This window comes from Streptomyces sp. NPDC054813 (genome assembly GCF_053611365.1).
The window spans coordinates 154,999-166,454 of sequence record NZ_JBSHAF010000014.1 but is presented as its reverse complement, the minus strand read 5'-3'; the positions used below and the strand labels follow the sequence as shown (position 1 = coordinate 166,454).

The following is an 11,456-nucleotide window of genomic DNA, read 5'->3' as shown; positions in this document are numbered from 1 at the left end:
CGCCCGGTCACTGCCCGGGCGGGGCGACGGCCCATCCCCCTCACCCGACCGCAACGCACTCCCACTCCTCGCCCGACGGGCAGGGCGCTTTCCCTGCTCGCCCGGCCGCAGGACGCTCCCGCTTCCCGGCCGGCTGCGGAGTTTCCCTCCCCGGTCCGCCGCGCCCCTCTCCTCCGCTCTTCCGCCACAACGGCGCTCAGCCCCGACGGCCGGGACCGGTGGTGCCCCGCTCTTCGGCAGGCGGCCGTGCACGAACCCCCGCCCCACTACGCCGGCAGCGCCGGAAGCACGGCCTCTCCGAAGAGGCGTAGGCTGCGCCAGCCCTCCTCCACCGGCATGCCGCCCGCCAGGGGGTGCAGGACGAGGTTGTCCAGGCCGGCCGCCACGCACTCCTGTGGCGTGAGGATGCGGTAGACGCCCTCCGCGCGGAGTTCCTCCACCGTCGTGGCCGACGACCGCACCGCCGAGTGGATGTCCCCCGACTGCCAGGACGCGTACGTCCGGGCCTCGTGCAGGAAGTGCTGCCCGTACCGCGCCCACGCCCGGTCCGGGTCCTCCGCGATGTGCAGCAGCGGCGTCTCCGCCGTGGGCATCATCGTCCAGCCCTCCGTGCCGTACTCGGTGAGCTTCTCCTTGTAGTACGCCTCCAGCTCCGGCAGGTGCGCGCTGGGGAAGAACGGCAGACCGAGCCGGGCGGCACGGCGGGCGGCGGCCTTGGAGGAGCCGCCGACCAGCAGCAGCGGGTGCGGATCGGTGAAGGGGCGCGGTGTGACCCGTACCGTACGGCCCCGGTACGCGAACTCCTCCCCGGTCCACGCCTTGAGCACCGTCTCCAGCACCTCGTCCTGCAGCCGCCCCCGCCGCTTCCACTCCACGTCGAACAGGGCGTACTCCTCCGGCCGGTAGCCGATCCCGGCCACCGTCACCAGCCGCCCCCCGCTGAGCAGATCGAGGACCGCGATGTCCTCCGCCAGCCGCAGCGGGTTGTGCAGCGGGCCGATCACCGCCGACACGGTCACCGCGATGTTCCGCGTCGCCCCGAACACCGCGCCCGCGAAAGCGAACGGCGACGGCAGCCAGTTGTTGTCGACCCCGTGGTGTTCCTCGGTCTGGACCGTGGTGACCCCGTGCTCGTCGGCGTACCCGGCCATCTCCACGGCGGCCCGGTAACGGGCGCTCAGCGAGGCGGAGTCGGCCCCGGGCTCGACGAGGTTGAAGCGAACGACCGAGACGGGCATGGGAGTTCCCCTTCACCTTGGCAGGGCGGGTGTGCGGGGACAGTAGCTGACGGTACGTCAGACAGCCAGAGGTGCGCGCTTCCCGGCCGCCGGTACCACCGCCGGCTTCGGCAGCACCGCGTACAGCAGACCCGAGACGACGATCGTCGCGATCCAGCCCAGCCCGTACCGGCCGACGGGGTTGTTCGCGGCGAACGGGCCGGTGAACCAGTCCGACCTGGTGAACAGGATCCCGGCCAGCAGTCCGAGCGCCCAGGCCGTTACGGCGGCAGGGGAGAAGCCCGCCCGGTACCAGTAGGCACTGGTGCGGCTGGTGTCGAGGAGCGCCGTGGCGTCGTACTCCCGCCGCCGGAGCATGTCGACCCCGAACACGCCCACCCACGCCGAGAACGCCACCGCCAGCAGGGACAGGAACGCGATGAACGAGCCCATGAACGAGGTCGCCGCCAGCATCAGCACCCCGCCGAGGACCAGCGAGATCACCGCGTTGACGGAGACCGCCCAGTGGCGGGGGAACCGGAAGCCGAGCGTCTGCGCGGTGAAGCCCGCCGAGTACATCGACATCGCGTTGATCAGGAGCATGCCGACCAGGGCGATGAGCAGATAGGGGACCGCGAGCCACAGCGGGAGGATCTCGCCGAGGAAGGAGACCGGGTCGCCCGCCCTGGCGAGGTCCGGCGTGCCGGACGCCATCACCGCACCCATCAGGACCATGGGGAGGACGACGATCGCGGCGCCGCCGACCGTGTTGCGTACGATCGCAGCCGAGGACGCCGTGCCCGGCAGGTACCGCGTGAAGTCCGGCGAGGCCGGCGCCCAGCTCATCCCGCCCGCCGCGATCAGCCCGACTCCGGTGATCATCGCCGCCGTGGGGCCGGTGGGCTGCCCGAACACCCTGCTCCAGTCCGTGACCGCCATCAGACGGCCGAGGACCAGCAGGGTGAAGGCGCCGAACAGCCAGGTCGCCCACCGGTTGCAGCGTCGCACCGCCCTGATGCCCATGCCCGAGATCACGAACGTGGTGATCACGAAGAGCAGCAGGGTGACGATGATCAGGGCGGTGTTGCTCCTGATTCCGAAGAGGATGTCCAGGACCGTCAGCAGCGCATAGGTGCCGGTCACCGCGTTGATCGTCTCCCAGCCCCAGCGCGCCACCCAGATCAGCGCGCCGGGCAGCAGATTGCCGCGCTGTCCGAAGACCGCGCGGGACAGGGCCATGCCCGGTGCGCCACCCCGTTTGCCCGCGATGCCGACCAGCCCGACCAGGCCGTACGACACGATCGGCGCGGCGGTGCCGACCACCAGGGCCTGCCAGAAGTTCAGTCCGAACGACACCGCCAGGCTCGCGCCCACGGTGAGCAGCAGGACGCTGATGTTGGCGGCGATCCAGGTGGGGAGCAGTCCGCGGGGTGTCGCGGTGCGTTCGGAGTCGGGGACCGGTTCGAGGCCTCGGGTTTCGAGACCGTGGTGCTCCAGCGACTCTTCCAGATGTTCGAGGGCGCCATCGTGGTGGGCGGTGGTGCTCATGAGCAGTCATCGTACTTTAGTCCCATGAATACCCCCAAAGAGGGCATCCTGATTCGGGGGATCGTCCAGAAACTCCCTCGCGAGGGAACAAAGTCGTGCCCGGGGGAGGGATGGATACTGGACGGGTTATGGAAACCGTCATCCTTGCTGTAGTCATCGCCGTGGTCGTGCTCGGCGCGCTCGGCGGGCTGGTCATCGGCAGCCGGCGCAAGAAGTCGCTGCCCCCGCCGCCGCCCTCCGCGCCCGACATCACCGCGCCCCCGGCCGAGCCGCACGTCGGCGACGAGGCCGAGACGCCGCGCGACGAACCGCGCCGGACGATAGAGGAGGTCGACCTTCCCGACGGCTCGGCTCCCGTCGTCGTCGAAGAGCCCCCGGCTCCCGAGATCGAGATCCCCGAGCCCACGGCCGGCCGTCTGGTCCGGCTGCGCACCCGGCTCTCCCGATCCCAGAACGCGCTCGGCAAGGGGCTGCTCACGCTGCTCTCGCGCGAGCACCTCGACGACGACACCTGGGAGGAGATCGAGGACACCCTGCTCACCGCCGACGTCGGTGTGCAGCCCACCACCGAGCTGGTCGAACAGCTGCGCGAGCGCGTCAAGGTACTCGGTACCCGTACCCCCGAGGAGCTGCGTGGGCTGCTGCGCGAGGAGCTGCTCAAGCTGGTCGGCACCGATGCCGACCGCGTGGTGAAGACCGAGCCCGCCGACCGCAAGCCCGGCATCGTCATGGTCGTCGGCGTGAACGGCACCGGCAAGACCACCACCACCGGCAAGCTCGCGCGCGTGCTCGTCGCCGACGGCCGTACGGTCGTCCTCGGCGCCGCCGACACCTTCCGGGCCGCCGCCGCCGACCAGCTCCAGACCTGGGGCGAGCGGGTGGGCGCCTACACCGTGCGCGGGCCGGAGGGCGGCGACCCCGCCTCCGTCGCCTTCGACGCGGTGAAGGAGGGCAAGGAGATGGGGGTGGATGTCGTGCTGATCGACACCGCCGGGCGTCTTCATACCAAGACCGGGCTCATGGACGAGCTCGGCAAGGTCAAGCGGGTCGTCGAGAAGCACGCGCCGCTGGACGAGGTGCTGCTCGTCCTGGACGCCACCACCGGCCAGAACGGCCTGGTCCAGGCCCGGGTGTTCGCCGAGGTCGTCGACATCACCGGCATCGTGCTCACCAAGCTGGACGGCACCGCCAAGGGCGGCATCGTGATCGCGGTCCAGCGCGAACTGGGGGTACCCGTCAAGCTCATCGGCCTCGGCGAGGGCGCGGACGACCTGGCACCGTTCGAGCCGGAGGCGTTCGTTGACGCCCTTATCGGGGAGTAGCGGGCGGGTAAATTCACCTCCCGCCGGTGTGAGAGGCGCCCGTCCCCAAGATGCAGTCGGGGACGGGCGCCGCTGCTTTGTGCGCCCGGACCGGCGCCGCTCTCGGGCGGTGTCCGCGATGGCCGGGTGGGAAACAGAAGAGCCCCGCCGCACGGTGCAGATGCGACGGGGCTCCCCGCTGTCGCCGGCCGGGCGGCTACGCCCGCGACCGGTGTGCCACGTACGCCAGTGTCCCCAGCAGCAGCCTCGCCGCCGGTGGTTTCGTCGCCGAGTCCAGGGCCGGCGGCCGTAGCCAGCGCACCGGGCCCTGGCCGCCCCGGTCGGACGGCGGTGCGGTGATGTGCGTACCCGGGCCGAGACCGCGCAGGTCCAGGGAGGTCGGGTCGTCCCAGCCCATGCGGTAGAGCACTTCGGGGAGTTCGGCGTCGGCGCCGGGGGCGACGAAGAAGTGCGCGCGGCCCTCGGGGGTGACGCTGACCGGGCCGAGCGGCAGCCCCATGCGCTCCAGGCGGACCAGGGCGCGGCGCCCGGCGGGTTCGGCGACCTCGATCACGTCGAACGCGCGGCCGACCGGCAGCATCACCGCCGCGCCCGGGAACTCGCCCCAGGCCTTGGTGACTTCGTCGAGCGTGGCCCCGGCGGGCACCTGGGGCGCGAAGTCCAGCGGATGCGCGCCCGGCGCGGGACAGTCGGTGTGCCCGCACGAGCACGCGCCGGCCGCGGCCCGGGCCCCCGGGACCACGTCCCAGCCCCACAGGCCGGTGAACTCGGCGACGGCGGTGCAGTCCGATGAACGACCGCGCCGGCGTGTGCCGGAGCGGATCTCGCGAATGCCGCCGATCGTGAAGCCCATGCCCCCTCCAACGGGTCCGGCGCGCCGGTGGTTACGACACGGAACGAGACGGAAACGGAACGTGACGCTAGGGCTCCGCCTTCCCGTGCGCCCGCAAGGTCAAGGCAGCGCCTGGAAGTGCTACCGGTGGTGCACCTGGGGCTGTGCGCCCCCGAGTGCATCGCTCCGCCTACTCCCGGCCGTCCTATGTCAAGTGAATCGCGCCGAGGCCATCGTGAGTTCATTCGATGGGGTGGCGAATGGTGGCGTTTCCGGGATCGCCATGGCTGGAGCAGTGATCGTAGGATTACTTTGAGTGCACGAGGCCTGGGGGCACATGCACTCGTGGGTATGCCGGAGGCAACTCGGCATCCCGTTCGAAGGGTGAGAACTGCGGGCGGGCGGCCGTATTTACCGGCATTCTGATAGGGCTTGGCGCATCCGGCAACAAGTGGTCTCAGGGATGGGGGCGTTCCAGTGGGCGGCAACGGCGGAAGCGGGACGACCGCGGCCAGTACGGACAAGCGCCCCAATGAGCTGCTCAACTCGTGGTTCGTGCGCAGCGGCTGGTCCAAGGGCGAGCTGGCGCGGCAAGTGAACCGCAGGGCGCGCCAGTTGGGGGCCAACCACATCTCGACCGACACGTCGAGGGTGCGCCGCTGGCTCGACGGGGAGAACCCGCGCGAGCCGATCCCGAGGATCCTCTCCGAGCTGTTCTCCGAGCGCTTCGGCTGTGTCGTCTCGGTCGAGGACCTCGGTCTGCGGGCCGCCCGCCAGTCACCCTCGGCGACCGGCGTCGACCTGCCCTGGACGGGCCCGCAGACGGTGGCCCTGCTCAGCGAGTTCTCGCGCAGCGACCTGATGCTGGCGCGGCGCGGCTTCCTCGGAACCTCGCTGATCCTGTCGGCGGGCCCGTCCCTCATCGAGCCCATGCAGCGCTGGCTCGTCCCCTCACCCACCGCCTTGTCGCAGGCCCCCGAGCCGGTGGCCGACTCCCGACGCCCGGGCCGCCTCTCCAGGCCCGAGCTGGAGCTCCTGGAGTCCACCACGGTGATGTTCCGCCAGTGGGACGCCCAGTGCGGCGGCGGCCTGCGCCGCAAGGCGGTCGTGGGCCAGCTGCACGAGGTCACCGACCTGCTCCAGGAACCCCAGCCCGAGACCACCGCCCGCAAACTCTTCCAGGTCGCCGCCGAACTGGCCGAGCTGGCCGGCTGGATGTCGTACGACGTCGGGCTCCAGCCCACCGCCCAGAAGTACTTCGTGCTCGCCCTGCACGCGGCCAAGGAAGCCGGCGACAAGCCGCTGGGCTCGTACGTCCTCTCCAGCATGAGCCGCCAGATGATCCACCTCGGCCGGCCCGACGACGCCCTGGAGCTGATCCACCTCGCCCAGTACGGCAGCCGGGACTGCGCGAGCCCGCGCACCCAGTCGATGCTGTATGCGATGGAGGCCCGCGCCTACGCCAACATGGGTCAGCCCGGGAAGTGCAAGCGCGCGGTCCGGATGGCCGAGGACACCTTCGCCGAGGCCGACGAGTGGGACGAGCCGGACCCGGACTGGATCCGCTTCTTCTCCGAGGCCGAGCTCTACGGCGAGAACAGCCACTCCTTCCGCGACCTGGCCTACGTCGCCGGCCGCAGCCCCACCTACGCCTCCCTGGCTGAGCCCCTGATGCAGCGGGCCGTGGAGCTGTTCGCCAAGGACTCCGAGCACCAGCGGTCGTACGCACTGAACCTCATCGGCATGGCCACCGTGCACCTGCTGCGGGGCGAGCCCGAGCAGAGCACGGCTCTGGCCTCCGAGGCCATGGGCATCGCCAAGAAGGTGCGCTCGGAACGCGTGAACACTCGTATTCGAAAGACGGTGGACGCGGCCGTCCGTGACCACGGCGATCTCGCCGCGGTCGTCGACCTCACCGAACAGCTCGCCGTCGACCTGCCGGAGACCGCCGAGGCGGTCTGAACCCCGGCCCACCCCAGACCCCGGCCGCGGCCGGCCCTCCCGAACTGCCCGACTCGGCTCCCCCACGCCAGGTCATCGGAAGGCCGCCGCGGCCGGTTCTCTCCGGCCGGGAGAAGGTTGCGCCACGATAACGATCCCGCAGCCCGGTATCTCGCAGTTCATCGACGCGTAACACGCAGGGCGTCTTCGTCACTCCGGCGAAACAACGAGGGGCAACGACCGAAACCGCGCTGCGCCAATCTCATGGCGCATAACCGGCCCACCCCCCGCTTGACCGGACCGCTCTCAGGCATCGCCCGCACCCTGGGCCGTACCAATCGACGAGGAGACGCCGATGGCACCAGCCATCATGCTTGCCGCGGAGGCACCCAAGCTGTCCTCCGCGAACACAGGCTTCATGCTCATCTGTTCCGCCCTGGTGCTGCTCATGACGCCGGGACTCGCCTTCTTCTACGGAGGCATGGTCCGCGTCAAGAGCACCCTGAACATGCTGATGATGAGCTTCGTCAGCATCGGGATCGTCACCATCCTGTGGGTTCTCTACGGCTTCTCCCTTGCCTTCGGCTCCAGCAACGGCTTCATCGGCTTCAACTCCGACTGGCTGGGCATGAGCAACGTCGGCCTGACGGAGCTCTGGGACGGCTACACGATCCCGATCTTCGTCTTCATGGTCTTCCAGATGATGTTCGCGGTCATCACGCCGGCCCTGATAAGCGGCGCCATCGCGGACCGCGTCAAGTTCTCGGCCTGGGCGCTCTTCGTCGCCCTGTGGCTCACGATCGTCTACGTCCCGGTGGCCCACTGGGTCTGGGGCGCCGACGGCTGGGCCTACAAGCTCGGTGTGATCGACTTCGCCGGTGGTACGGCGGTCCACATCAACGCCGGTGCCGGCGCCCTCGGCGTGATCCTGGTCATCGGCAAGCGGGTCGGCTTCAAGAAGGACCCGATGCGCCCGCACAGCCTCCCGCTGGTCATGCTCGGCGCCGGTCTGCTGTGGTTCGGCTGGTTCGGCTTCAACGCGGGCTCGTGGCTCGGCAACGACGACGGCGTCGGCGCGCTGATGTTCGTCAACACGCAGGTCGCCACCGCCGCCGCCATGCTGGCCTGGCTCGCCTACGAGAAGATCCGCCACGGCGCGTTCACCACGCTGGGCGCCGCCTCCGGCGCGGTCGCCGGTCTGGTCGCGATCACCCCGTCCGGTGGTGCGGTCTCCCCGCTCGGCGCGATCGCCGTCGGCGTCATCGCCGGTGTGGCCTGTGCCGCGGCCGTCGGACTGAAGTTCAGGTTCGGCTACGACGACTCCCTGGACGTCGTCGGCGTCCACATGGTCGGCGGCATCATCGGCTCCCTGCTCATCGGCTTCTTCGCCACCGGCAAGGGCCAGTCCGCCGCGACCGGCGTCTTCTACGGTGACCACTCCTTCACCCAGCTGTGGAAGCAGTTCGCCGGTGTCGGCGCGGTCCTCGCCTACTCCCTGGTGGCCTCCGCGGTCCTCGCCTTCCTCCTCGACAAGACCATCGGCATGCGGGTCTCCGAGGACGACGAGGTCTCCGGCATCGACCAGGCCGAGCACGCCGAGACTGCATACGACTTCAGCGGGGCGGGCGGCGGTGTCGTCGGCACCGTCTCCGCCGCGGCCCTGGCCGGCACGAGCAAGAAGGTGGACGCATGAAGCTCATCACCGCGGTCGTGAAGCCCCACCGGCTCGACGAGATCAAGGAGGCCCTGCAGGCCTTCGGCGTCCAGGGCCTCACGGTCACCGAGGCCAGCGGCTACGGTCGGCAGCGCGGCCACACCGAGGTCTACCGTGGTGCGGAGTACACGGTCGACCTGGTGCCCAAGATCCGCATCGAGGTGCTGGCCGAGGACGAGGACGCCGAGCAGCTGATCGACGTCATCGTCAAGGCCGCCCGCACCGGCAAGATCGGTGACGGCAAGGTCTGGTCCCTCCCGGTCGAGACCGCCGTTCGGGTCCGCACGGGTGAGCGCGGACCGGACGCACTGTAGAACAGAACCATCTGAATACAGGCAGGAGTCGCTGGGTGACGGGCACGGAAGTTCGGAACGACGCAGAGAACACGGGACCCAGCGGCTACGCGGCGGCCCGGCTGCGCCTCCTCACCGAGGGGGCGCGGTCCGGGCCGCCGCGCCGTACCGCCCTCGCCGAACTCACGGACGAATGGCTGACCGGCCTGTTCGCGGCGGCCACCGAGGGCATCAAGGGCGGCGTCTCCCTGGTCGCCGTCGGCGGCTACGGCCGCGGCGAGCTCTCGCCGCGCAGCGACCTCGACCTCCTGCTGCTGCACGACGGCGGCGACTCCGGTGCGGTGGCCGCCGTCGCCGACCGGCTCTGGTACCCCGTCTGGGACCTGGGCCTGGCCCTCGACCACTCGGTACGCACGCCGGCTGAGGCCCGCAAGACCGCCGGCGAGGACCTCAAGGTCCAGCTGGGCCTCCTGGACGCCCGCCACATCGCCGGCGACCTGGGCCTGACCACCGGACTGCGCACCGCGATCCTCGCCGACTGGCGCAACCAGGCCCCCAAACGCCTCCCCGAACTCCACGAGCTCTGCCTCGAGCGCGCCGAACGCCACGGCGAACTGCAGTACCTCCTGGAGCCGGACCTGAAGGAGGCCCGCGGCGGCCTGCGGGACGCCACCGCGCTGCGCGCCGTCGCCGCCTCCTGGCTGGCCGACGCCCCGCGCGAGGGCCTCGCCGACGCCCGCCGGCGCCTGCTCGACGTCCGTGACGCCCTGCACCTCGCGACGGGGCGCGCCACCGACCGCCTCGCGCTCCAGGAGCAGGACCAGGTCGCCGCCGAACTGGACCTCCTCGACGCCGACACGCTCCTGCGCCAGGTCTACGAGTCCGCGCGGGTCATCTCGTACGCCAGTGATGTCACCTGGCGTGAAGTGGGGCGCGTGCTGCGTTCGCGCGCCGTGCGGCCGCGGCTGCGCGCCATGCTGGGCGGCGGCAAGCCGGTCGCCGAGCGCTCCCCGCTCGCCGAAGGGGTGGTGGAGCAGGACGGCGAGGTGGTGCTCGCCCGCGCCGCGCGCCCCGAACGCGACCACGTGCTCCCGTTGCGCGCCGCGGCCGCCGCCGCGCAGGCCGGCCTCCCGCTCTCCCTGCACGCCGTACGGCGCATGGCAGCCACCGCGCGCCCCCTGCCCACGCCCTGGCCCGCCGAGGCGCGCGAGCAGCTGGTCACCCTCCTCGGTTCCGGCCGCCCGACCGTCGACGTCTGGGAGGCGCTGGAGGCGGAGGGTCTGATCACCCGGCTGCTGCCCGACTGGGAGCGGGTCCGCTGCCGGCCGCAGCGCAACGCCGTGCACATCTGGACCGTCGACCGGCATCTCATCGAGACCGCCGTCCGCGCCTCCGAGTTCGCCCGCCGTGTCCACCGCCCCGACCTGCTCCTGGTCGCCGCGCTGCTGCACGACATCGGCAAGGGCTGGCCCGGGGACCACTCGGTGGCCGGCGAGATCATCGCCAAGGACGTGGCGGCCCGGATCGGCTTCGACCGGACGGACGTGGCGGTCCTGTCGACGCTCGTACGACACCACCTGCTGCTCATCGAGACCGCCACCCGGCGCGACCTGGAGGACCCGGCCACGGTCCGGCTGGTCGCCGAGGCGGTCGGCAGCCAGGGCACCCTGGAACTGCTGCACGCCCTCACCGAGGCCGACGCGCTGGCCACCGGCCCGGCCGCCTGGTCGTCCTGGCGGGGCTCTCTCGTCGCCGACCTGGTCAAGCGGGTCTCGGCGGTCCTCGCCGGGGACAGCGCCGACGAGCCCGAGCCCGGCGCGCCCACGGCCGAACAGGAGCGGCTGGCCATCGAGGCCTTCCGCACCGGCGGCCCGGTGCTGTCGCTGCGGGCCCAGACCGAACCGGCGGCGGCGGCGGAGGACGAGCCGTCCGGCGACCCCGAGCCGCTCGGTGTGGAACTGATCATCGCCGTCCCGGACCAGCCCGGCGTCCTCCCGGCCGTCTCCGGCGTCCTGGCCATGCACCGCCTCGCCGTCCGCACCGCCGAGCTGCGCTCCCTCGAGCTGCCCGACGACGTCGACGACGGCACCGTCCTGCTCCTGGACTGGCGCGTCGCCGCCGAGTACGGCTCCCTGCCCCAGGCGGCCCGCCTCCGCGCCGACCTGGTCCGTGCCCTGGACGGCTCCCTGGACATCGCCGGACGCCTCGCGGAGCGGGACGCGGCCTACCCGAGGCGCCGGGGCTGGGTGGCCCCGCCGCCGCGCGTGACGGTGGCCTCGGCCGCCTCCCGGCACGCCACGGTGATCGAGGTACGGGCCCAGGACGCACCCGGGCTGCTGTTCCGGATCGGGCGGGCGCTGGAGGACGCCGAGGTACGGGTGCGCAGCGCGCATGTCAGTACGCTCGGGTCGAACGCCGTCGACGCCTTCTACGTGACCGGCACCGACCACGCGCCGCTGCCCGCGGAGGAGGCGAGCTCGGTGGCGCGCAAGCTGGAGGAGACGCTGAGGGCCTGACCGCACGGTTGTGCAAGGCGGGGACCACTTCCTTGCGCGGCCGGATACCCTGGAAGACGCTCACCGCCCCCGA

Annotated in this window: 8 protein-coding genes; 5 read left to right on the top strand and 3 right to left on the bottom strand. The window is 71.5% G+C overall.

All coding sequences use genetic code 11. The features are described from left to right. Positions 1-266: 266 nt before the first annotated feature. Entirely contained in the window at positions 267-1,238 is a 972-nt protein-coding gene (locus ACWGJB_RS27790; protein ID WP_453382802.1) for an LLM class flavin-dependent oxidoreductase, read from the bottom strand. 57 nt (positions 1,239-1,295) lie between these two features. Then, positions 1,296-2,765: a cytosine permease gene (locus ACWGJB_RS27785; RefSeq protein ID WP_453382801.1), complete on the bottom strand. Its 1,470-nt coding sequence runs from the start codon at positions 2,763-2,765 to the stop codon at positions 1,296-1,298. A 128-nt stretch (positions 2,766-2,893) separates the two neighbouring features. Here ACWGJB_RS27785 and ftsY point away from each other — a divergent pair, with 128 nt between their 5' ends. Further along, a complete protein-coding gene (gene ftsY, locus ACWGJB_RS27780; protein ID WP_453382800.1) occupies positions 2,894-4,087 on the top strand; it encodes a signal recognition particle-docking protein FtsY in 1,194 nt (397 codons plus the stop codon). 196 nt (positions 4,088-4,283) lie between these two features. Here the strand turns inward: ftsY and ACWGJB_RS27775 are convergent, their stop codons facing one another. Beyond that, on the bottom strand, positions 4,284-4,940 hold the full coding sequence (locus ACWGJB_RS27775; RefSeq protein WP_453382799.1) for a bifunctional DNA primase/polymerase: 657 nt from the start codon (positions 4,938-4,940) through the stop codon (positions 4,284-4,286). Between the two features lie 456 nt (positions 4,941-5,396). On the opposite strand from ACWGJB_RS27775, the gene nsdA reads away from it, so the two are divergent. The 4 genes from nsdA (at position 5,397) to ACWGJB_RS27755 (ending at position 11,383) form a co-directional block, all read left to right on the top strand. Continuing rightward, complete coding sequence (gene nsdA, locus ACWGJB_RS27770) at positions 5,397-6,881, top strand: transcriptional repressor NsdA (protein ID WP_453382798.1); 1,485 nt, start codon at positions 5,397-5,399, stop codon at positions 6,879-6,881. Between the two features lie 334 nt (positions 6,882-7,215). Then, on the top strand, positions 7,216-8,553 hold the full coding sequence (locus tag ACWGJB_RS27765) for an ammonium transporter (protein ID WP_453382797.1): 1,338 nt from the start codon (positions 7,216-7,218) through the stop codon (positions 8,551-8,553). Continuing rightward, a complete protein-coding gene (locus ACWGJB_RS27760) occupies positions 8,550-8,888 on the top strand; it encodes a P-II family nitrogen regulator (protein ID WP_453382796.1) in 339 nt (112 codons plus the stop codon). The genes ACWGJB_RS27765 and ACWGJB_RS27760 overlap by 4 nt, the downstream gene beginning before the upstream one ends. A 35-nt stretch (positions 8,889-8,923) precedes the next feature. Then, positions 8,924-11,383, top strand: coding sequence for a [protein-PII] uridylyltransferase (locus ACWGJB_RS27755; RefSeq protein ID WP_453382795.1), 2,460 nt, complete (start codon positions 8,924-8,926; stop codon positions 11,381-11,383). Positions 11,384-11,456: the final 73 nt, after the last annotated feature.

Excerpts from the sequence above, each read along its gene's own strand:
- ACWGJB_RS27775 (WP_453382799.1), bottom strand. The coding sequence starts at position 4,940 with ATGGGCTTCACGATCGGCGGCATTCGCGAGATCCGCTCCGGCACACGC.
- ACWGJB_RS27760 (WP_453382796.1), top strand. The coding sequence starts at position 8,550 with ATGAAGCTCATCACCGCGGTCGTGAAGCCCCACCGGCTCGACGAGATC.
- ACWGJB_RS27785 (WP_453382801.1), bottom strand. The coding sequence starts at position 2,765 with ATGAGCACCACCGCCCACCACGATGGCGCCCTCGAACATCTGGAAGAG.
- ACWGJB_RS27765 (WP_453382797.1), top strand. The coding sequence starts at position 7,216 with ATGGCACCAGCCATCATGCTTGCCGCGGAGGCACCCAAGCTGTCCTCC.
- ACWGJB_RS27790 (WP_453382802.1), bottom strand. The coding sequence starts at position 1,238 with ATGCCCGTCTCGGTCGTTCGCTTCAACCTCGTCGAGCCCGGGGCCGAC.
- ftsY (WP_453382800.1), top strand. The coding sequence starts at position 2,894 with ATGGAAACCGTCATCCTTGCTGTAGTCATCGCCGTGGTCGTGCTCGGC.